Below are 23,053 nucleotides of genomic sequence, written 5' to 3' on the forward strand. Positions count from 1 at the left end.
TCCGAATCCTGGCCCTGGCTTTCATCCCGACGCTCCCCCTCCCCCCTTGGAAAGGGGGGTTAGGGGGGATGGAGAGCGCGGGACTTCCCGCCAGGAAAGTTAAATATAATAATGTGTAAAGCTAATAAACTAAGCTGAAATATAATTATAATCCCACGACCGAAGCCGTGGGAATTAGATTCTCTTCTCACGAATCTAGTTATTATGAAGAGGACTACAAGTAAGAACTTAGCCTTGCCTTCAGCTTTTAGATATTAGGATGACAAGATTAGATATTAACTTCAGTTAGTTGTTTATCCACTAGCTAAAGTTAATTTGCGTCAAACTTTGAGCATGATGATTTGTTGTAGCAGTATCTTGGACTCCCATCCCAGGTTCAAAACCGCGCTTTAGCTCTGTCAATTTCATCTCTTTAGCTTGGAGAGCGGTTTGTAGAATCTCTATAGCTTTGTGTGGATTACCATGGCCACAAAAGAATAAGTCAGCAGCAAAGTAACCTAACTCAGGCCATGTGTGAATGGCAATATGAGATTCTGCTAATGTTGCCGTTGCCGTCACTCCATGAGGACTAAACTGATGAACACATAAATCTATCAGAGTTGCTCCTCCTGCCGAGATTGCATCAATTAAAGAGCGACGTATACATTCAGGGTCGTTGAGCAGTTCTGCGGGAGAATGCCAAGCATCAACGACTAGATGGGTTCCCAATTGTTTCATTCTGCGCGGTTATACCTCCACCCGATAAGGTCTCCAGTTCATTACTATATCACAAAATTTTGGAATTTGTGAAGTATGAGTAATTTCTAATTAGGGCTTGCTGAAAAAGTATGTATGGCAGGAGTCAGAAGTCAGGAGTCAGGAGTCAGGAGGAACTGGGAATTTAGAGGAAGGTAGTTATAGTCATTTCAAATAAGGACGAAACACTTTTTTGGCTGAAACCCTTTCAAGGAAAGAAACACTCGTCCCAGTCTTATTCAGAATGACTATAGATATTTTATCCCTTGATTTTTCTGCAATTATTCTGCCTTTGATCCTAACTTTTTGGTGACTCTTGCTTAAAAAGTCGCACCTTTTTTCACTCTAAAAAGCCTAAAATCTTTATCTGTAAATGCTTTTATATTTAATCAGCAGAGCAATAATTAACCACTTTTTTGAAATCTAGCTGTTGAGGCTAACTAGCCATAGTTAGCCCTAACAATTATTCTAGTTCTATTGGTGAGTTGAACCATTGGGCATAATTGCTTCTTTTAGGCAAACATCCTGAAGACTAGAAAGATTTAAACTAGACCCTATTAAGTTAGCACGACAGAGACAGGCTTCTTTTAAGTCTGCACCTTTGAGAGATACTAATAATAAACCAGCGCCATAAAGATTAGCCTTCTGTAAGTTAGCACCCCGCAAGTCAGCTTCTAATAAACTTACTCCTGAAAGATTGGCAGCTTTTAAATTAGCACCTCGTAAGTTAGCCTTGCTTAAGTCAGCAGCTTGTAAGTCTGCCTCTTGGAGAACAACACCATTAAGATTAGTATTGCTGAGATTTGCTCCCTGTAGATTAGCTCCCATCAAATTTGCCCCACTCAGATTGGCCCCACTGAGATTTGCACCTTGCAAGTCTGCTCCAGTTAAGTCAGCAGCACAAAGATTGGCTTCTACTAAAGTTGCTTCTGTTAAATCTGCCTCGATCAGTTTTGCACCACTGAGATTACCCCGTTGTAAATAGGCTCGAATTAGACTTGTCTGATTTAGCAAAGCGCCACTTAGGTCCACTTCACTCATAATTGCCCGATTCAAAGTTGCCTGTGTTAAGTCGGCACCACTAAGAATAGCACGACTGAGAGTAGCTCCTGTTAGATTAGCTTTAGTCAATTTTGAGCAATTGAGTAAACAAGTTTCTACCATGCTAGTACCGATTAGAATAGCTCTTGTTAAATCAGCTTCTGAAAAAATTGCTCCACTCAAAATTACTCCACTAAGATCGGCTGCAATAAGTGTGGTTTTAGTAAAGCTAGCAACACTCAAATTAGCTTCTATTAATTTGGCTTCAGACAGATTAGCATGACTAAAATCTGCACCATTTAAATTGGCTCCGATTAGTTTTATTTTTGCTAAATATGAATCTTTCAAATTAGCATTACTTAAATTGCTACGATTGAGGTTAGCTGCACCTAAATTAACGGCAATTAGGTTTGCTCCCTGAAAATTTCTTTCTCCTTTAGAGTGTCTAACTAATAGTTCATTCGCACTTAAAAGCTGACTAGCATTCATAAAATAAATCTGTAATTTGACCTGAATTTCTGTTGATATATTTAATTTCCTCGGAACTGCAAAAAATTAAGTTCTAAGGATTCCGTGTTGACTTAAACTTTCAAAAAAAATTATGTTTTGTTAATGCTAAACAAGGCTTATCAGTACAGCCTCGATCTGGGATGTCCTAGTTTGCATAGGTTTATAATCATAAGTTTTGGATTAGAAATCTTCTGATCCAATGACTAATTACCAGTTGTTATATTTACCAAAAAATTATTAGGATTATGCTGGCAATATCCTTGCACTCTAGAGACCCTTATGTGGCTGCGGGTCTGTTCAGCTAGTGTCACCCCCCTGATAGTTAACGGGAGAACTAGATTGCAAGTTGTTATTGAGCTGCACAATGAGAAGGCTACTCGGTTCGTCTGAAGCTGAACCTTGAGTATCTGATGTTTTTATACTACTATTGCTTATACCTACTTTATCCATCAGTGCCTAATTTTTGTTGAAATTGGCTGCCCTATCGATAGAGATTATAGCTGACAATTGACTATTAGAGTTTGTAAGTTTATAGACAAATATTTATGACTTAACTCACTTTTCCAGGTGTTATCCTGAATGGAATTACTCAAAGGTCCCTCTATTCCATCGGCTATAGCATTTGGAACTGCCTTTCGTAGTATATTGTAACTGCCATTGAGGTCAGCATTGATTAACAAACCATTTTTTGATTTGTATAAACCTCTTTTTATCCTTTGACCACTAAATTTATGTTTGACTCCCTGACTATAATTAGGGATATTATCAAGATCAAGAAAGCTGGCTTTTGATGTGTAACTTTCTTCGTTGATAATTACTTTAATGCCTTCTAATTCGGCTTTATATTTCAATTGTTCTATAAATTTATGATGAGGGATTTGCACAAAATTTTGGTTGTTTATTTTCCCTATATTAATCTCTTGTTTCCATTGTTTATTATTCCCTATTACTAAAGTTCCAATCTGGTTTTCTCGAAGATTATTAATTATTATCCTACTTGCTTGGTGTAAATATGTCTCTACCTTAAAATTACGTTTGGTAGTTAATTTCTGGATTTTATTTGAATTGAAACATTCGACCGCTTGTTTTTGTGATTTCCTCTGTAGTTCTGCTTTCTTTTGATTATAAAATTGATTAATTGACTTTAAAGGTTTCCCATTTACTATAAATGGTTGAAATTCCTTCAAATTTGAGGAAACTGTTGCTAAATTTGACAATCCTAAATCAATAGCTGCCACTCGATTATTATTGAGGGGTTTTCCTGATTCAACTTCATAGACTGCCTCGAATATATAATAACCGTTACGAGGTACTAATCTAATTTCATTGACTTTTCCTTGAATTTTAGTTGGTATTGATATTTTTGTTCCCGAAGGTTCTAAGAATCCTTTTTTTAAACCTTTTTTACTAATAGCTTGGGCTGGATAAATCGTCACACACCTACCTTTTAACTTATCTTTGTATCTTGGTAATTTTGGTTTTCCCAGATATTTATGAGGATTTTTTGAGTAGTCTTTGATAGAGGCAAAAAACGAACTCCAGCACCTGTCTACTAATCTAATTATTTGACAACTTACTTTACTTGGTATTGCTTTATAGTCAACAGAATCTTTAATTAAATGATAAATTTGGGCAGAGTTTAAATACTTCTGGTTAAAGATAAATTCTTGTCTGACAATATAATTAACTGTATTAAATAAATTCTTTGATAAAAAGCATAATTTATCAATTTCTTGATAACTAGAATGACTAGAGTTAATTATATGTTTTTCAACCAGTTTCATTTAGCAACTCCTGAGTCCTGCTTCTATGTTTTTCTTTGTTACCCTACGAATTCCATACATTCTCGCACTGAAAGAAATAGAATATATCCTCAAATGTGCGTATAATAACATAATTATCTGTAAATGTCTATATTTTTATTGAAATTAAATAAGACAAATTTTTGTTAGATGACTTACTCTAAATCTTTAACCGAGGATATTTTTTGACAAAGATATTTTTTTATGATAAGCGATTTATGTTTAAAATTTCGGATAAAGGCTAAAGATACCAAATAGCTTGTATATGTATGTTTTTGACAATAGATAATAGGGTAAGACAAGGTAAACAAGGGGGGAAAGTGGACAAGGAAGCAGAAAAGCCGGGAAATTCAAAAAGCATAAAATGGCAGCAATGGCAATTAATGATCGCTGTATGCACAGTTTCCCATGTCTGAGACTCCCCACATTCCCCATCCTCCCCACACTCTGCTTTATCAGGTCGTATATTCAGCGTTAATCTTTACATAGTCATAACTAAGGTCGCATCCCCAAGCTTTACCACTGCCAACACCATCCCCAACTTTAACAGTAATTAATACAGTATCATCCTTGAGATATTCTCCATTTGCCCTTTGCTGCAAATATTCCCTAGCAGCAGCTCGGTCAAAATCTAAAGGTTGCCCCTTCTCCATCAGCAAAAAGTCTCCCAACTTTACCTGTAACTGATCCTGCTCAAACTTGACTCCAGCGCGGCCTGCTGCTGCTGCTATTCTTCCCCAATTAGGATCGCGACCAAAAATAGCTGATTTCACCAGAGAAGATCCTGCAATAGTTTTGGCAATTTTATTGGCAGATGTTTCATCAGATGCTCCAGTCACTTGAACTTCTATTAAACAAGTTGCTCCCTCACCATCACGAGCGATCGCTTTGGCTAAATAAATACAAACTTCTGTTAACATTCCCTCCAACTTTTCTGCTTCTGCTCCCATATTAGTAATAGCAGATGTCCGAGACTGACCATTTGCCAAAGCAATAACCGTATCATTGGTACTGGTATCCCCATCAACAGTAATTTGATTGAAACTGCGATCTACAGCTCTAGTTAACATCTCTTGCCATAATTGAGGAGAAACTGCTGCATCACAGGTAACAAATGATAACATTGTTGCCATATTCGGATGGATCATGCCAGAACCTTTAGCAATACCACCAATACGAACCGGGCGATCGCCCATCATAGTTTCCAAAGCTATTGACTTTGTAACTAAGTCTGTGGTAACAATAGCTTTTGCTGCTGCTTCCCCCCCTTCTGTAGAAACTGTAGAGACTAACTCGGGAATAGCTGCTTTGAGAGCATCCATTTTAATTCGTTTGCCAATGACTCCCGTGGATGCTAGTAAAACTGACTCTGGAGAAATATTGAGTGCTTTACCCAATTCTGTCGCACTTTCCACGGCATCCTGCCAACCTAAATCTCCCGTGGCAGCATTTGCTTGGCCAGCATTACACAAAATTGCTCTAGCACTTGGTTTCTCTTCTAAACGTTGGCGACAATAATCTACACAAGCAGCTCTTACTTGAGTTGTTGTGAAGACTCCAGCAGCGATCGCATCTACATCTGATAAAATTAAGGCCAAATCTGGTGCCCCAGAGGGTTTTAATCCGGCAATTATTCCGGTTGCCTGATATCCTTTGGGAGCTGTTACTCCACCAGTTATTATTTGCCAGTCTGACATTTTTTTTTCCTTTATTGGATAATTGTACTGACTGGCAATTATAGCAAAAGGTAGAGGTTAGAAGTTTATTCTTTATGTTCGCTATAGCTACTCCCAAAATACCTTACTATCATAAATTAGAGCGTTTCGTTTTTCCTTGAGTTTCTGTTCTTCAATAATTACTTGCTCAATTTCTTCTACTATCTCTTCAGAAATTTCCATTAAACCTGCCATTTTTCTAATAGCAGCTTTTTCCTCTGCATTATAGTCTGCATCTGCAGAACATGCTTTTATTGCCCAATAGATCGTGCCTTTTTTCCCTTTTTTAACTACTGGATTACGGGATAGAATATCTGCAATGTCTTCATTAGCATCGTACGCCTGCGCTTCCTTAATTACCGACTCAGGCATTTCCCGAGAAACTGCAAAACCTAACACCCACTCACGTTCTGCTTCGCTAATAACACCATCGCCTTTGGTACACACTAAGATTGCCTTTAAAAAATCCAATCCATTTTCGTAACTGATATAGGAATCATAAGACCATCCCCATTGCTCTTTGTTAGCCCAACGGGAAATCATTAGGGCATTTTCATTACTCATATTTTATTTTTCCTGTAAAAACAACAATAAAACTTATACCGTTTCACGGAATTCATGCATTAAGTGCGTAATTCTGAGGTCTCCATTTCAGCAGGCAACGAGCCTCGAACGAATGTAAGACCCATATCTAACAGTCAAAATTCATGCATTATGATTTTATAGGTTCCACCACTTTGACGCTACAATAGTTTCAGGAAATTATTTCACTTATGGTGTTTGAAACTATTTGTAACATTTTTAAAGTGAATTGGTATTACACAAACCATGTATAAATTGTCTTGTGTGTCACAATTCATTAATTACCGTTCTTAGAAACCTACGATTATCTACATAAACATAAGATTTTCGTGCTTATAATCAGTTCTATTCCTGCCTCAACCTGACAACGTCGGCGTTATACAGTTCGCAAGCACACGCGGTCGAACTGACCGCCTAAGGTAGAGAATATCCTAGCATTTAGGTCTCGCTTCCCTACTGAAACCGCAGTGTTCACAGTTAAACACACACTGCTGTACAATACCTACTCAATTCCGGCCTGCAGTAGGATAAACCTTGCAATTACCAGTTTTGATGCTTGCTTCTTGCTTCAACCTAGGGAGTCGGCTCCTTCTAGTTCACAAGCGTAAATTCGGGTACAGCCTACCCTAGTTTTTTGGTTAACTTCCCCATATTGAGATAGTACAATCGCTGCATTCAAATCACGGTCTATTGTTGTGTCTTTTCGGAGGACAATTATAGATGCGATCGCTTAATGTTAACTCTTGATGAATATGACCGCAATGATGACAAGTTTTAGAGGATGGAAACCACTTGTCAGCTAATACAACAGTTCCCCCATTGGTAACGATTTTGGTTGTCAATCGTTCCCTGAATTGATAGAATCCCTGGCCGTCTGTTGTTGGCTGCTAACTTTCGAGAATGCATCATGCCTTTAACGTTTAAGTCTTCCAGACAAACGTGCTTAATATTATTTGCTAAATCCGTCGTAGTCTTTTCAATAAAATCAGAGCGAATATTAGCGATACGAGCATGATATTTTGCTAACTTTTTGTAATATTTAATCGCATTTTTAGAAGGTTTTTTACCCTTACCGCCTAACTGTTTATTGCGATTACGCCATTGAAACATTGCCAGCTTTAATTGATCTTTTTTAATTGAATCGGGGAGAGCAATCACGCTATTTTCTTTTAATGAAGCTACTGTTCCAAATTGTTTAATGCCTACATCAATACCAAAAACTTCTTGATGACGTTGATCTAATAGTGGATGAACTGGTAGTTTTTCGGCTTCTATTGCAAAACTTACAAACCATCTTTCTGCTGTTTTACTAATAGTAAAAGTCTGACTTGCTATTGTATAAGGAACTGGTAATCGTAATCGGAAAGTCCCTAATGTTGGTATTTTAATACAGTTACCAGCTTTTATTATAGTCTTTCCATTACCGTCATAAACATTAAAAGATTGCTGATCTTTTTTGCGTTTAAATCTGGGATATTTGCTGGTATCTTCTTTATACCGTTTAAATGCTTCAGCCAAATGCTGAAAAGCGCTTTGATAAATTCGAGACGAGTAGTTATTTTTCCAGGCATATTCTGGCTGTTTCTTCACATAATTAGTAAAGACTTTTTTCGCCTCGTTTATGCGTTGGTTATAACTCAAATTAACCTTTTGGCCTCGCTTATTTACTTTGGTCATTCCCTTGGTTCCATTGACCATATTAAGGCCATAATTATAGACAAAGCGAGCATAACCTGCACACTGAGACATTAAGGTTTTTTCCTTGTTATTAAGCTTTAACTCTAACTTAATTGCATACATTTTCATCACTTCCTTTTTCTTATGATCAACTATTTTTTGAAATGTATCAATTCAAGAGTCTTTTTTTGTAAGTATTTACCTGAAATTACCAGGGATTTTAAGACTAGCAATCAGCTCCTTAAGGGGCAGAGACTCTTTAACCTGACCACAGTTAGAGTAAGTTATAGATTATACCAGATTACAGATTATAGCCAATAGTTACTAGCTCTACAGGTATAGAGCTATGGTGCAAGCCTTTAATAATCTCAGCTACAATAGCAGTTCTAAATAGATTTGTCAAGAAGGAATTGTTCAAATTTGTATTATTCCAGTTTACTGTTTCCCACACTCATTTTTAAATAACTTTTGGGCAGCAGCTAGACTTGCGATGAACAAATTTTCCACCACAGATAGATTTATTATATTAATAAATAGTTGTCAACTTCACTCTAGTGCATCGTAGTTAGCATAAAATCTTCATCATGTCGCATTACAAAGCAACATCAGACTAGATGTCCCTTCAAGAGCTTTTTCTCATGCACTAGAAGTTGTCCCTGGAGATTCAAGTCATAAAGTATAGGGCTAGGGAATAGGGAACAGGGAACACGAGACTATCAAAGGGTTTTTCTTATAGGGAAATGCTCCGCAAACAGGAGTTATAACTGTCCTAACCTTTGCTTCGACTACTATATTAGTGATTAGTGTCTGTGAGAAAAATTCCTTTATTCTCAAAATGAAGCAAGAACAAAATTTTCTATAATACTGAGGCAATTGCTTATACCATGCATGAAAAAAGAATGTTACGAATGATAAGGGTCATAAAAAGATTTTACAGGAGATGTCCCTTGGATAAAAAAGATAATTTACCACCTAAAAAATGGTATTGAACCCATTCCCATAAGACTCCTGACTCCTGACTCCTGACTCCTAAGAAGTCCCCTAGCTATTTGTAGCAAACATTTATAAATTTGGTATTACTCTTGATAGAAGTAATATTTCATCTAGTCTACGGAGGGTGATATGGAGCACAAAAATTGCTTATCTAGTTCACTATGCGGTTGTAGAATCACTGAGTATCCTGATATTGCTTACTTTTGATAGAAATAGTATTTAATCTCATCTACGGAAGGTGATATGAGTCACAAAAATTGCTTATCTAGTTCACTATGCGGTTGTAGAACAACTCACTCTCCTAATATCGAAAAATCACTTAGACTTCAACTATAAGTCACTACTATAAGGCAAAAAATCTAAGATGATTATAAATATAGAGTTCAAGGTACATCCTATGTTTCAAGTTCAATTACTCCCAGGCGCAATTAACGAAATTATGGCCTCTGTTGCTGAAAATTCTTTTCTCACTGAATCAGACCGTTATGGCCTTATGGCTGCTGTGTTGGATGATTCTATAAGTGAAGAGGAGCGTTGTAGTGTTAATAGATTGTTACGTTCTGTTGTTAAAGGACGGGTGCAATTAAGATAAATTTTGGCCTATTATTCTTTCTCCAACTTCCAATATAGAAATAATATAAATTACAGTGCTTTTCACTATACATAGACTGCAGTCAGTACAAGCAACACAAAAGTATTCTCCTGCTCCTTACTTCCTACTCCCTACCGTAAAATAATTTTGTGGTCTAGTTAAATGAATTACACTGTTATAAAAAGTTGGAAAGCAATCATAAATTAGTATTGGCAAAATTACGGATTTCTAACCATTCTTGTTCTGATAAAGGTTCAGTAATTAACTGAATTTTAAAACATTCACTAGCTGCTCTAATTAACGCTTCAATAATCTGATTAATCAAATTTTCTCCCATATTATTTGCAGATAAAGCAGATGAAAAAGATGTAGAAACATCAGAAACTCCGGGGGATGCTTCAGATTTAAAAACATAACTAAAAAATTCAACATCGGGTGTTAAAATCATAGAACCATGTTGTAAAATTGCCCCTTTTTTTCTCAGTTGGGCACTACCGATTAATTTTGTCCCATTAGGCAAGATTAAATCTGCACCTGTAGATGTTCCAAAACAGTTTGGGTTATTAATATAGCCTCTTCCCGCACTGCCATAAACTAACTCAATGCCAAGCGATCGCCACCCCTGGATTAAAAATTCACAAATAGCTTGATAAGACTCAATACGACTGCCAGGAAAACCAGAAGTTATTAGACTATAAGTTAAATCTCCCTGATGTAAAACTGCTCTCCCACCAGTAGGACGACGGACAATATCTACAGATGTACCTTGCCAAGTTAAGTTCTGCCAATATTCGGGATAGGGTTTTTGATGATAACCGAGAGAAATGGCGACTGGTTGCCAAGTATAAAAGCGCAAAGTTGGTGGAATTTTTCCTTGGAGATGTTGGTGTAGTAACCATTCATCTATTGCCATTTGTAATTTTCCGGTTGTTGTTAGTAGTGGGATGAGTCGCCAAAACATGATATTAGCGTGTCTAGACTAAAATTGTGGGTCATTTCAGTTATCAGTTATCAGTTATCAGTACCTCTGACTCAAGTCGTAGGCTTGAAATACTGAACTAAATATTTTTTTCATCCCCTTGAAAGGGGAGACTTTAGACCTAATTTTTTGGTAAAAAACCTAACAGAAATGTAATATAGTTGATCATTCCTGAATCCTCCTTGGAAAGCTATCCCTGATAAGGAACTCCTGAAAACCTTGTGGGGAGGATGGGGAGAATGGGGAGGATGGGGAGGAAGAATTCTGTCTGCAGTTATCAAAAAAATGTACTTTTCAATATACTTTTCTCCCAAAAAAGCCTTTGAGTTACTTCTACATAACTTGTCTATGCGTGTCAAATTTTATGTTAGGAAAGATGTTTATAAAGCATAGCTTGGAAAGGGGGGAGGGGAGCGTCGGGATGAAAGGCAGGCCAAACTGGCCTTAGACGTCTCCACAAATAAAATGTTCGGCTCCCCTTGACTTTCGAGGAGGTATTTTATTACAATCCTTGTGATTGAGCGTAAGTTCAACGAACACAGGGGGAGGACATCACCTCTGTCATGTCCAGCGGCCAGGGTTTCTATGGCTGAACAATTCCGCGTTGTCGCATAAGCGCAACGTTGGGAGTATGTCAACAAAAGAGATAAGTTATATGTAGGTATTTGAGAATTTTTTTAGAAGAAAAAGTATAAAGAAAAATACATTTTTTTGAGAATTATAAATAGTTTTGCCTAGCTTCTATACTCTTTATCCCTTCTCCCCTGCTCCCCACAAGGTTTTCAGTAGTTCCTTATAAGGGATAGCTTTGAAAGATAGGGACTGAAGAGGGAAAAAATTTTCTCCTCTCTTCTTGTATAGCAGTCGCCATTACTTTTTGGACATTCTCGCTCCCGATAAGATATCAACTTCTGTTTTTGCCCCTATCATCTTCTTCATTGCCCAAACTTCATTGCCCAAACTCTTCAGCTAAAGGTTCATCATTATCATCAGCAAGAGTCGCAACAATAGTAATTGCCCGCGAAATTTCTCCTGGAGATAATTCTGCTACAGTACGAGTTGCCACAACTACAATTTGATTATCCACAATAGCAAAATGAGATTCCATAGTTGATAACCAATTCATTTGTAACAACCTACGCATCAACTCTGGTTCATTTTTGGCTGGTAACTTCAATACATAAGACCAAACCGTTAGAGTATCATCATCAGTTTCTCCAGTCAGTCTGACATATACATCCACAGTGCCATATTTAAACTTCCACAAATGGCCTGCTTCATTTTGAGCCACCATTACCTTTTGCTCTTCTGCCATATTGGCAATAACAGTCTCAATTTCTTCTATATAACTAAGAGTTGTTTCATCTTCGGTTAGTTCGTCAATATTCGCTTCTTCAGTAGAAGGGTTGTCCAAAGAAACTGTTTTTGGATCGTTAGTAGTCATAATTACTTACACCTATAGGAAAATAATCTATCAGTAGGGCCAACCTTGAACCTATTCTAATTAAGAACAATAGTTAGTAAAAGTATAGTCAAATATAGACAGACTTGATTTCCGGCACAGAAATTCCCTTCACTTTTACTTTGAGAGATTAATTCTCCTGGGGTGAACTACGCACCTCTCTATCCCATAGCGGTTAAACGCATTTGGGAATGCTTTTCGCAAAATGTTGTAAGAACCATTCACATCAGACTGACAAAGAATTCCTCCATCAGTTCGATATAAACCTCGCCTAATTCTTTTTCCTGAAAACTGGGGTTTTTCGCTTGTTTTTCCGTATACTGGGATCGGATCTTCATTCAAAAAATTAGCAGCAGACGTATAGGATTCTTCTTGAAGAATCACCTTGATTCCAACTAATTGACATTTATAAGTTATCATGTCAATTAATCTTGAGTGGGGAATAGTCACAAATGATTGATTATTTACTTTCCCTAAGTTTACCCTTTGTTTCCATCCCTGATTTTTGCCAATCACTAAAGTCGTTATTTCAAGTTCTACTAACAGGTTTACTAAATAACGGCTGGCACGATGAAGATAATTATCTATCTTATGTAACCGACATCGAGTTAACCTACTGATTCGCCTCGAACTTTTTGAAGTTCCTTTGAGCAAAGATTTTAACTGAGCTACACGTTTGTTGTAAAATTGATTTATGCTTTTTAACGGTCTGCCATTAATCAACAAAGGAATAAATTCCGGTTGATTTGAAGTTACAGCCATTAAATTATCTACACCTAAATCTACCGCCGCTATCTTTTCAGTTGGAGTTAAGAACTGTTCAGATTTTTCATAAATTACCTCAATTACATAAAAATCACATTTAGGAACTATTCTCACTTCTGCAACTGTTTCAGCAACTTGAGTCGCGAACTCAATTGCCGTCCCTGAAAGTTTGATCCTTCCTCTTCTAAGAGCTACTTTACTAATAGCTTGAATTGTATAAACTAGCAGGTTTCTTCCTTTTTTTGTATCTTTATACTGAGGTATTTTTGGTCTGACTAAAAATTTTTCCGGATGATTTTTCCACCCAGACATTGCCTGGAAAAAAGATTTCCAGTTGCGGTCTAATCCTCTTAAAACTTGCTGTGCTACTTTGGCTGGCATTGCTTGATATTGCTCAGTCTCTTTCATCACAGATGCCATCTGATTATAACTAAGATAGCCATGACCATAGAGCCAGTTTTGACGGATGATATAATTAGCTGAGTTATACAGGTTTTTGGAGTACCATGATAAATCATCGATCTCCGTCCAAAATCGATGTCCTCTCTTAATAATATGTCTTTCAGCTAGCTTCATCTGCCTCCCTGAGATTTTAACTCAGCTATGATATTTTCTGTTTTTCGTTTCGATCTTCTTAATCCGTAAATTCGAGAGCAAAAAGATGTAATAATAGCGATTAAGTCTTCCATTAACTCCAGAAGTGTTTGTCTTCACTTGAATTAACAATCTCAACTTCTTTACCTAGTTCTTTTAACAGAATATCTATATAATTCGTACCAAATCTGGCTAAACGCTCTTTATGTTCGACTTTTCAAACATTATAGTTGGGATCGACTAGGATCTTCGCCAATTGTTTTCGATGATCGTTTAAACCACTGCCAATCTCTTTCACTATTTTATAGATTTTATACCCTCTGGCAATGGCATAATTTGTTAAGCGTTCAGCTTCTCTATCCAGATTATTTTTGTTTTCTGCACTCTCTCACTCTTGCATAAATGCAAGCTATCACATCTGGGCAAGCAATTGTACTCATCGGTGATGATAATTGTACCAGAAGGCAATTGATAACCTGTTAAATTCCCTTGTTTCCACCACCCATACGGCTGTTCGATAACTTATTCCTGCTTTTTTGGCATAGTCTGAGAGTTTCATGTCTATAGATTAACATGAATGACTATATTTGACTATATTTGTGTTAAAACTTTACAATACCTTACAATACCGAGGGAACAGGGAACAGGAAACAGGGAATAGCAGACTGTTAAAGGCTTTCAGAATTGAAAAATGTCCTAACCTGAATGGGTAGTGCTATATTGAGCAACAGCCGACGAGATTCTTGTACCTTAGTATCAGGATTTCCTCCTACTATCTTAATCCCTGGCCTTATTCAAGCTTTAAGATTTATACTAATACTATGTATTAATATTATACTTAGTTGGTACTTCAGTTATTCAGTAATTAACACAGATGCATGGAACCTTTTTGATAATTATTAGTAGTTGAGCGTGTTAATTATTCATATTTTTATTACTCTTCACTAACTGAAAATCTAAAATAAGTTATTTTATATTTTTTTTTATTTTATTACCAATCAAATATTGAAAATAAAGTATCAAAAACAACAAAACTCCCGATAAAAATAACAATTAATCAATAATAAAAAATTTCATAAAATATAGAAAGTCATCATTATTTATCCTTTACAATTTCATAAAGGTTGAAGTAGGGTACGACAAATTCTATCGTGAATCCCATCTCAACCTCAGATAACAGAGAGAAGAATCAGGGAACAATGATAAATCTACTGTGGCTTCAAGGTGGAGCTTGTTCTGGCAATACCATATCATTTCTCAATGCTGAAGAACCAAATATTTGTGACTTAATTACAGACTTCGGCATTAATGTACTCTGGCATCCTTCCCTAGGAATGGAACTTGGTACAAACCTTCAACAATTATTAAAAGATTGTCTTTCGGGAAAAATACATTTAGATATTTTAGTATACGAAGGAACTATAATTAACGCGCCCAATGGTACGGGAGAATGGAACCGTTTTGCCGATCGCCCGATGAAAGATTGGGTAAAAGAATTATCGGAAGTTGCAGGTTTCGTTGTTGCGGTGGGAGACTGCGCTACTTATGGCGGTATTCCAGCAATGGCACCAAACCCCAGTGAGTCTGAAGGTTTGCAATTTCTGAAACGGAAAAAAGGCGGATTTTTAGGAGAAGACTTCAAGAGTAAAGCTGGATATCCTGTTATTAATATTCCAGGTTGCCCTGCACACCCAGATTGGATTTCGCAAATATTGGTAGCGGTTGCGACTGGCAGACTTGATGACATTACCTTAGACGAATTTCACCGCCCTGAAACATTTTTCAAAAGCTTCACTCAAACAGGTTGTACTCGCAATGTTCATTTTGCTTACAAAGCTTCAACCTCAGATTTTGGGCAGCGTCAAGGATGTCTATTCTATGATTTGGGTTGTCGCGGACCGATGACTCGTTCTTCCTGTAACCGCATTTTATGGAACCGGGTTTCTTCTAAGACTCGCGCGGGAATGCCATGTTTGGGTTGTACGGAACCAGAATTTCCATTCCACGATCTGATGCCGGGAACGGTATTTAAGACTCAAACAGTCATGGGTGTTCCCAAAGAATTACCAACGGGGGTTAACCGTAAAGATTATGCTGTGCTGACTATGGTGGCTAAAGATTCAACCCCAGCATGGGCTGAGGAAGATTTCTTTACAGTCTAAAAGTAGGTTTAGTTGATGGCAGCTCACACGGATTATGCCACGGATATACGGATTAAGAAGTAGTAGGTCTAGTAGGGTGCGTTAGACGGCAAAAATTTAGAATATTAAAGGGATTAAACAATTCGTCGTAACGCACCATTTTAGATATGTCAGCCTTACGTGACTGGGTGATGGTGCGTTACGCTGGCGGTAACACACCCTACCGGACTAGCTACTTCAATATTGGGTGTTGGGTTGCGCTGCCGCTTAACCCAACCTACAGTTTTAAAATTTGTAGGGTGCGTATTTACGGCAAAAATCTAGACTATGAAAGGGATTAAACAATCCTTCGCAGGGCATCATTTTAGATTTTTAGCGTTACGTTACTAGATGATGGTGCGTTACGCTGGCGGTAACACACCCTACCGGACTAGCTACTTCAATATTGGGTGTTGGGTTGCGCTGCCGCTTAACCCAACCTACAGTTTTAAAATTTGTAGGGTGCCTATTTACGGCAAAAATCTAGACTATGAAAGGGATTAAACAATCCTTCGCAGGGCATCATTTTAGATTTTTAGCGTTACGTTACTAGATGATGGTGCGTTACGCTGGCGGTAACACACCCTACCGGACTAGCTACTTCAATATTGGGTGTTGGGTTGTGCTGCCGCTTAACCCAACCTACAATTTTAAAATTTGTAGGGTGCGTATTTACGGCAAAAATCTAGACTATAAAAGGGATTAAACAATCCTTCGCTAGGCAGTATTTTAGATTTTTAGCGTTACGTTACTGGATGATGGTGCGTTAGCGTCAGCGTAACGCACCCTACAGAAACTGAATAACTAATAACTGATAACTGAAAAAATGGTTCAAACTAAAGTACAAACATTAGACATTTCTCCCGTGGGGCGCGTTGAAGGCGACCTAGATGTAAGAGTTGACATTCAAGACGGATATGTAACCAACGCTTGGACTCAAGCTCAAATGTTTCGGGGTTTTGAAGTCATCCTCAAAGGTAAAGACCCTAAAGCTGGTCTCATTGTCACTCCCAGAATTTGTGGAATTTGCGGTGCTTCTCACCTCACCTGTGCATCCTGGGCGTTAGATACAGCTTGGCAAACAGAAGTACCTCGTAACGCTATCCTTGCTCGTAACCTCGGTCAACTTGTGGAAACACTCCAAAGTCATCCGCGCTTCTTTTACGGGTTATACGCGATCGACTTAACAAACAAAAAATACCAAAATAGTCCTTTCTACGAAGAAGCTTGCAAGCGTTTCACAGCATTCACAGGTACTTCCTACGAACCAGGTATTACCGTTTCTGCAAAACCCGTAGAAATATATGCTCTATTCGGGGGTCAATGGCCTCACTCTAGTTTCATGGTTCCCGGTGGCGTTATGTGCGCTCCCACTCTCACCGATGTTACCCGCGCCTGGGCAATGTTGGAATATTTCCGCACTAACTGGTTAGAACCGATATGGTTGGGTTGTTCTATTGAGAGGTTTGAACAAATTCAAACTTATGAAGATTTCATGGCATGGTTGGATGAAAGTCCTAATCACGCTAGTTCCGACCTTGGTTTCTATTGGCGCATGGGTCTGAATATTGGTTTGGATAAAATTGGTGCGGGTGTTGGTAAATATATGAGTTGGGGATATTTGCCTCACGAAGACAAATATCAACGCCCGACTATTGAAGGTCGGAATGCTGCGATGATTATGAAAAGTGGTGTCTACGATAGCACTACAGATATTCATCAATTGATGGAGCATACTTTTACGCGGGAGAATACTTCCCACGCTTGGTACAACGAGGGTGATGGGGATATACATCCTTTTGACCGGACTACTGTACCTATTGCTAATAATGATATTGACTTTGATGGTGCTTATTCTTGGTCAACTGCTGTATCTCACCAAGATTTAGGTCGGATGGAAGTTGGTGCTTTGGCGCGGGAATTGATAGCAGGTGGCGATCATGGGGAAAGTTGGCAGTACAAAGACGGTTTAGTTTTGGATATGTTTAAGAAAATGGGCGGACCGAACGCACATTTGCGCGTGTTTGCCAGAATGCACGAATTAACTAAATTGTACCGAGAAACAGAACGTTGTTTGCGGGAGTTTCAATTGCGCGATCCTTGGTATATTAAGCCTGAAGAAAAAGACGGTCGCGGTTGGGGTGCCACTAATGCTAGTCGTGGTTCCCTCTGTCATTGGGTGGAAATAGAAGGGGGTAAGATTAAGAATTATCAGGTTATTGCGCCGACTACTTGGAATGTCGGACCCCGCGATGGTGAAGGTGTGCGCGGACCTATTGAGGAGGCGTTAGTAGGTATTCCTATTGCTGATGTGAATGACCCGGTGGAAGTCGGTCATGTTGCTCGGTCTTTTGATTCTTGTTTGGTGTGTACTGTTCACGCTCACGATGCGAAGACTGGGGAAGAGTTAGCGCGGTTTCGGACTTCGTAATTAGCAGTCAGCAGTCAGCTATCAGCAGTCAGCTAAAAAGGGACGTTGCATAACAAAAATGCGAGCGTCCCTAGCTTTTTTACAGTAGTAGGGTGGGTTTTGCTAACGCAGAGGTTCCGCTTTTTATGTCGCGAGCGAAAACGTCTGTCGCCAACATGAAAAGCGTCAGCGTAACCCACCGAAACATCCTAGATTTGCCGTGCATTAACGAAGTGTAACTATAGGTTGATATTCTATTCATTTATTGGCCAATAGTTAAATGGCTGAAAACCTTTACAGGTAAAGCTTTTAGCCTTTTTTTATCTATGATTGATGTTCTATTCATTTATTGGCCAATAGTTAAATAGCTGAAAGCCTTGACAGGTAAAGATTTAAGCCTTTTTTTATCTATGATTGATGTTCTATTAGACATCTCCAAAAATCACTCATTAAAATCAATTATTATCTATAAATCATCAATTATTTCCCCTCCTGGGAGGGGTTAGGGGTGGGTTCCCTGTTCTCTGTTCCCTGTTCCCTCTTTTCTGGAGATGTCTATTTATTTATTGGACAATAGTTACAGCAGTTTCCGCAGTAGGGTTCGTTTTGCTAACGCAGAGCTGACGCTTTTTATGTCACGAGCGAAAACGTCTGTCGCCAACATGAAAAGCGTCAGCGTAACCCACCGAAACATCCTAGATTTGCGGTGCATTAACGAAGTGTAACTATAGATTGATATTCTATTTATTTATTGGATAATAGCAATTAAGCTAAAAGCCTTTATCTGTAAAGGTTTCAACCTTTTTATTTCCTTGATTGATGTTCTATTCATTTGTTGGCCAATAGTTAAATGACTGAAAGCCTTGACAGGTAAAGGTTTAAGTCCTTTTTTATCTATGATTAATGTTCTATTTAGGGACTACCCCAAAAATAGACTACCAGCTAATTACAGCAGTTTTCAGGTTAATGAACCACATAAAAAAATTATTCCCCCGTAGGGACGTTGCATAACAAAAATGCGTTTCATGTCGCTATAAGTTTCATGTCGCGTAGCGTTAGCTCGCTTTGCGCCAGCAAAAACGTCCCTACTTTGTGGTTTACTCAAATGAAAAGCGCTGTAATAGAATAGGGATTGCTACTTTGCGAGAAGGCTTTCCTTACGGAATGCTATCGCAAACGCCTACGGCTGCCTTAACTATTTCTGATTGAGGTTAAGTTTAATATCACCGCCTCGTTTCGGACAGTCACTGGCTTTTTTCTAAACTAAAATTGCTACTTTATTAAGTAGCAAATCCCTTATCTATAAAGCCTAAGCGAGTAGCAAACTGTAAAGCAGCGAGGATATCCTCTCTTTCTAAATCATCATAGTCTTCAAGAATTTCCTCTATAGTCATGCCACTACTCAGCAATTCTAGTATAAATTCTACTGGATAGCACAATCCCTGGAAGCAGGGTTTACCGTGACAGATTTTTGGGTTGATAGTGATTCTTTCTAGAAGTTGGCGATCGCTCATTTATCTTTTATTGTTAGTTTGGTAGGGGTTTGGTCTCCAAACCCTGACAATATTGAATTTTACCAATAAACCAGATTTGATATGAGATAGCTAGTTTATTCTTCACTATAATGATTCTTTCTAGGAGTTGGCGATCGCTCATTTATCTTTTATTGTTAGTTTGGTAGGGGTTTGGTCTCCAAACCCTGACAATATTGAATTTTACCAATAAACCAGATTTGATATGAATTAGCTAGTTTGTTCTTAACTTCTGCTATAATATACAGGACTTACGCAAAATACGAAATCATACACCTTATGTAGGGGCGAATGGCATTCGCCCCCTACTATATATAGTGGTTCTACGTAAGTCCTGATATATAAACAATCCTTTTTTTGGAGCCTAATATTGATGGAAACACTCTTATTAAGTTATGAAGAAGTTGGGAAAATTGCCGAACAGCTTTATCAAGATAGCATCCGCGCTATTGTTGAAACACCAGAAAATATAGGCAAAATGGTGGTTATTGATATTGGAACGGGGGATTACTCTGTTAGTAAAGATCCTTTAGAAGCAGCAAACTATCTCTATGAGAAAAATCACCTAGCTAGATTATTCGGCATTCGTATTGGATATAATGTGGCTGTCTCTTTTGGTGGTACTATGGAGAGAGTTAGCGAATGATTTCTGGTATTGTCAATAATGGACGTCCTACAGTATCAATAACATTCCGTCTCCCTAATCATCCTGATTTTTCCATTCAGTTTGTGGTTGATACTGGATTTACAGGTCAACTATGCTTACCAAGTGAAGTTGTTGCCTTGTTAGATTTACCTTTCAAGTTGGCTACCCGTGCCAATTTAGCTGATAATACAGAAGTTCTGTTACCAATTTATGAAGCAATTATTCTCTGGAATGGAGAAGAAAGAACAGTTCGAGTTTTGGGAAGTGGGAGAAGACCTTTATTGGGAACGGCGATGTTAGAAGAATCTGAACTGGTAATTCAGTTTACTGAAGGTGGGTTGGTAACTATTGAAGACTTATGAAAAAGAAGAAGATAGAATCTTATGTGACGTAAACTCAATTATTTCCCCTGACTCCCTACCTCTCTCTTTTCTGAAAATGTCTCTTAGTCAGGACTTACGCAAAATATGGAATTACACACCATTTGTAGGGGCGAATGCCATTCGCCCTTACTAGATATGGCGGTTTTGCGTAAGTCCTGTTAGTTTCTTTAACCAAATGACAGTAAGGGAATCTAAAAAAAATTTCGACGCGCTAACGCGGGACTCAAAGGAAAGAGAAAAAAAGAGCAAAGAGAAAAAGGGGAAAAGAGCAAAGGGGAAGAATCCTAGGAACGAGAGACAGGCAAGACGACACGAAAACCCCAATAGTAGTTGAGGTTGCCCGCAAAGTTATAGTTACGCCCAGCACAACGGCAATACCTAGAAATGTCGTTCCAGCTACCGCCACGGAGCAATCTTATATTACTCTCTCTCTCACTTTCCCAAGCACTACCATCAGTAGGGGCGTCTTCGTAGTTATTATGCCAAATATCTAAACACCATTCCCAAACATTGCCGTGCATATCGTATAAACCAAAGGCATTAGGAGGAAAGCTTCCTACATCGCTTGTCTCCCCTGGATATTTTCCTTTAGGCGCGTTGCCGTAAGTAAAGTTACCATTATAGTTAACTAACTCAGACGTTATAGTTTCTCCAAAATAAAATGGTGTAGTTGTACCAGCGCGACAAGCATATTCCCACTGACTCTCACTCGGTAATTTATATCTTTTCCCAGTTTTCTGAGATAGCTTTTGACAAAATTCTACAGCATCGTACCATGACACACATTCTACTGGGCGGTTTCCCCCTTTAAAGTGAGAGGGATTTTTTCTTATAATAAACCTCTCCAAAAACTCTAATTTCGCAACGGGAGGATAAAGGTTTGAAAATCTTTTCTGGAGAAGTCTAATGGCTTGATATTGGTTTTGAGTAATAGGATATTTACTCATATAAAAAGCTTCCAGAGTAACTTCATGTTGAGGACTTTCACTTTCATTGCCATATCTTCCCTCTTCATTTTCTGGCGAACCCATAATAAAAGTACCCCCAGGAATATAAACCATTTCTAATCTCACACCATTACCCAAATCTTCAGTAAAAAATACTGCTTCATGGGAACGACGCTCAATTTCTTCACCTTTGCTGTTTACTTTTATTACATCAAATGGTTGTGTAATTTCTTGAGCAGGTGAATTATTAGGAATGTCTAATTGTTTTAGTGCTATAACTTCTTCAACAGATAAATTATCAGAAGTTTCTAATGATTCTCGTATAATTTGTTGAGAAACAGCAGGAGGCATTCCAGACCAAATTTTCTTCAAAGCTTCTACCGAAATAGCTAACCCCTCCGTTCCATCTTTCTCCATATTCGTAGCTACACCCAACACATAACCAGTTTCCAAGTCAACTACAGGTGCGCCACTATAACCTTTACGAAGGCGTTGGCGGAGCCTAGCGGCAGCTACATCGCCTTCATCAACCAACAAATTCCAAACTGCCACCCTCTCATCATTTTGACGAGCGAGGCGCTTTTTCCCTAAAGTTCCACCAACAGTTTCCAGCAAGATTTTTTTCTCTTCACCATAGAGAAAATGACCTGCTGTCTGAAACTTTCGATTTTTTGTTTCAGATAAACTTATTAGCTGGAAAAGTGGCACATTTAGCTTTTCAACTCCCAACACTGCCAAATCAAAACCCTTAACATCTCCTATTGCTAAAACTTTTGCCGGAATATTATTTACCAATACATTTTCCTTACCACCTACATCCTCAACAACATGAGCGCAAGTTAGCAAATAAGTATAATTATCCTGTTGATAAAAAGCAAACCCAGTACCAATAACATCCGCTTTGCGAGAGTTGTCACTAGCACTGGTAATTAAAACAATAGATTCTTCTAAATTACCCATTCTCTAACTTTTTAGGTTTCAGAACAAACTTAACCTTTAAATTCCTACCAACCTTTGCTTTAGTAATATAAAGATTACCAGAAAATCAGGTCTAAAGCCTTCCCTTTAAAGGGGATAAAAAAGAAAATTCAGTGTTTCAAGCCTCCCTATTCCAAGAGGTACTGATAACTGATAACTGATAACTCAAATGACCTCAGCTTGTTGAATTTCCATATCTTTATTCGACCTCTCCGAAAAAGAGGAAGGTAGGAAGTAGGGAGTAGGGAGTAGGGGAAAATAATTGATAATTTATACACGATAATTGATTTGATTTGTAATTATCGGAGATGTCTATTAATTTCTTGCCAAGCTTCAGCAATAGGGCGACTAATACTAATTAATATAGGTTTCGCTTTAGCAAAAGTAGATTTAACTCCTTTAATACCATTAGTAGAAATAGCTTGGGCTTTATCTTCTGGGAGTTCTGCCTCAACTAAAATACCATCTTCTAGTTCAATTAGTTCAATTAATCTGGTGGCCATATATAATTATTCGTAAATTTAAAACCT

General features: G+C 38.1%; 19 protein-coding genes. 5 read left to right on the forward strand and 14 right to left on the reverse strand.

What is annotated here, in order from left to right; genetic code table 11:
• Positions 1 to 300: 300 nt before the first annotated feature.
• The 8 genes from speD to F6K40_RS03875 form a co-directional block, all read right to left on the reverse strand.
• Positions 301 to 717 carry an adenosylmethionine decarboxylase gene (gene speD, locus F6K40_RS03845; RefSeq protein WP_293131633.1) on the reverse strand — a complete coding sequence of 139 codons (417 nt, stop codon included), beginning with the start codon at positions 715 to 717 and terminating at the stop codon, positions 301 to 303.
• A gap of 492 nt (positions 718 to 1,209) precedes the next feature.
• The gene (locus F6K40_RS03850; RefSeq protein WP_293131635.1) at positions 1,210 to 2,265 is read right to left on the reverse strand and encodes a pentapeptide repeat-containing protein; all 1,056 of its coding nucleotides are present in this window, start codon (positions 2,263 to 2,265) and stop codon (positions 1,210 to 1,212) included.
• Positions 2,266 to 2,780: 515 nt separating this feature from the next.
• Positions 2,781 to 4,070, reverse strand: coding sequence for an RNA-guided endonuclease InsQ/TnpB family protein (locus F6K40_RS03855; RefSeq protein WP_293131637.1), 1,290 nt, complete (start codon positions 4,068 to 4,070; stop codon positions 2,781 to 2,783).
• Positions 4,071 to 4,543: 473 nt separating this feature from the next.
• The gene (gene argJ, locus F6K40_RS03860; RefSeq protein ID WP_293131639.1) at positions 4,544 to 5,785 is read right to left on the reverse strand and encodes a bifunctional ornithine acetyltransferase/N-acetylglutamate synthase; all 1,242 of its coding nucleotides are present in this window, start codon (positions 5,783 to 5,785) and stop codon (positions 4,544 to 4,546) included.
• Positions 5,786 to 5,872: 87 nt separating this feature from the next.
• Positions 5,873 to 6,367, reverse strand: coding sequence for a tellurite resistance TerB family protein (locus tag F6K40_RS03865; protein ID WP_293131641.1), 495 nt, complete (start codon positions 6,365 to 6,367; stop codon positions 5,873 to 5,875).
• Positions 6,368 to 7,065: 698 nt separating this feature from the next.
• The gene (locus tag F6K40_RS40615; protein WP_365670057.1) at positions 7,066 to 7,227 is read right to left on the reverse strand and encodes a zinc ribbon domain-containing protein; all 162 of its coding nucleotides are present in this window, start codon (positions 7,225 to 7,227) and stop codon (positions 7,066 to 7,068) included.
• Positions 7,181 to 8,185: an RNA-guided endonuclease InsQ/TnpB family protein gene (locus tag F6K40_RS03870; RefSeq protein WP_293131643.1), complete on the reverse strand. Its 1,005-nt coding sequence runs from the start codon at positions 8,183 to 8,185 to the stop codon at positions 7,181 to 7,183. The genes F6K40_RS40615 and F6K40_RS03870 overlap by 47 nt, the downstream gene beginning before the upstream one ends.
• 178 nt (positions 8,186 to 8,363) lie before the next feature.
• Positions 8,364 to 8,513, reverse strand: coding sequence for a hypothetical protein (locus F6K40_RS03875; protein WP_293131645.1), 150 nt, complete (start codon positions 8,511 to 8,513; stop codon positions 8,364 to 8,366).
• A 939-nt stretch (positions 8,514 to 9,452) separates the two neighbouring features.
• Here F6K40_RS03875 and F6K40_RS03880 point away from each other — a divergent pair.
• Positions 9,453 to 9,647 (forward strand): hypothetical protein, encoded by a 195-nt coding sequence (locus F6K40_RS03880; protein ID WP_293131647.1) that lies wholly within the window; start codon positions 9,453 to 9,455, stop codon positions 9,645 to 9,647.
• Positions 9,648 to 9,843: 196 nt separating this feature from the next.
• Here the strand turns inward: F6K40_RS03880 and F6K40_RS03885 are convergent, their stop codons facing one another.
• The 3 genes from F6K40_RS03885 to F6K40_RS03895 all read right to left on the reverse strand — a co-directional run bounded on the left by F6K40_RS03885 (position 9,844) and on the right by F6K40_RS03895 (position 13,429).
• Positions 9,844 to 10,608, reverse strand: a complete 765-nt coding sequence (locus tag F6K40_RS03885) for a lipoate--protein ligase family protein (RefSeq protein ID WP_293131649.1) — start codon at positions 10,606 to 10,608, stop codon at positions 9,844 to 9,846.
• Between the two features lie 967 nt (positions 10,609 to 11,575).
• Complete coding sequence (locus F6K40_RS03890; RefSeq protein WP_293131651.1) at positions 11,576 to 12,070, reverse strand: YbjN domain-containing protein; 495 nt, start codon at positions 12,068 to 12,070, stop codon at positions 11,576 to 11,578.
• Between the two features lie 135 nt (positions 12,071 to 12,205).
• Positions 12,206 to 13,429, reverse strand: coding sequence for an RNA-guided endonuclease InsQ/TnpB family protein (locus F6K40_RS03895; RefSeq protein WP_293131653.1), 1,224 nt, complete (start codon positions 13,427 to 13,429; stop codon positions 12,206 to 12,208).
• A gap of 1,217 nt (positions 13,430 to 14,646) precedes the next feature.
• Between F6K40_RS03895 and F6K40_RS03900 the strand changes: the two genes are divergently transcribed.
• Positions 14,647 to 15,609 (forward strand): hydrogenase small subunit, encoded by a 963-nt coding sequence (locus F6K40_RS03900; protein WP_293131655.1) that lies wholly within the window; start codon positions 14,647 to 14,649, stop codon positions 15,607 to 15,609.
• Positions 15,610 to 16,453: 844 nt separating this feature from the next.
• Positions 16,454 to 18,058 (forward strand): nickel-dependent hydrogenase large subunit, encoded by a 1,605-nt coding sequence (locus F6K40_RS03905; protein ID WP_293131657.1) that lies wholly within the window; start codon positions 16,454 to 16,456, stop codon positions 18,056 to 18,058.
• Between the two features lie 1,259 nt (positions 18,059 to 19,317).
• On the opposite strand, the gene F6K40_RS03910 is transcribed toward F6K40_RS03905, so the two are convergent.
• On the reverse strand, positions 19,318 to 19,551 hold the full coding sequence (locus F6K40_RS03910; protein WP_293131659.1) for a DUF433 domain-containing protein: 234 nt from the start codon (positions 19,549 to 19,551) through the stop codon (positions 19,318 to 19,320).
• Between the two features lie 391 nt (positions 19,552 to 19,942).
• On the opposite strand from F6K40_RS03910, the gene F6K40_RS03915 reads away from it, so the two are divergent.
• Positions 19,943 to 20,215 carry a hypothetical protein gene (locus F6K40_RS03915; protein ID WP_293131661.1) on the forward strand — a complete coding sequence of 91 codons (273 nt, stop codon included), beginning with the start codon at positions 19,943 to 19,945 and terminating at the stop codon, positions 20,213 to 20,215.
• The gene (locus F6K40_RS03920; protein WP_293131663.1) at positions 20,212 to 20,577 is read left to right on the forward strand and encodes a clan AA aspartic protease; all 366 of its coding nucleotides are present in this window, start codon (positions 20,212 to 20,214) and stop codon (positions 20,575 to 20,577) included. The genes F6K40_RS03915 and F6K40_RS03920 overlap by 4 nt, the downstream gene beginning before the upstream one ends.
• A 305-nt stretch (positions 20,578 to 20,882) precedes the next feature.
• Here F6K40_RS03920 and F6K40_RS03925 read toward each other — a convergent pair whose 3' ends face one another.
• Together F6K40_RS03925 and F6K40_RS03930 are read right to left on the reverse strand one after the other, a co-directional pair.
• Positions 20,883 to 22,505 (reverse strand): SUMF1/EgtB/PvdO family nonheme iron enzyme, encoded by a 1,623-nt coding sequence (locus F6K40_RS03925; protein ID WP_293131665.1) that lies wholly within the window; start codon positions 22,503 to 22,505, stop codon positions 20,883 to 20,885.
• A 317-nt stretch (positions 22,506 to 22,822) separates the two neighbouring features.
• The gene (locus F6K40_RS03930) at positions 22,823 to 23,026 is read right to left on the reverse strand and encodes a hypothetical protein (RefSeq protein ID WP_293131667.1); all 204 of its coding nucleotides are present in this window, start codon (positions 23,024 to 23,026) and stop codon (positions 22,823 to 22,825) included.
• Positions 23,027 to 23,053 lie beyond the last annotated feature (27 nt).

Origin of the sequence: Okeania sp. SIO3I5 (assembly GCF_010672085.1) — a bacterium.
GTDB lineage: Bacteria > Cyanobacteriota > Cyanobacteriia > Cyanobacteriales > Microcoleaceae > Trichodesmium.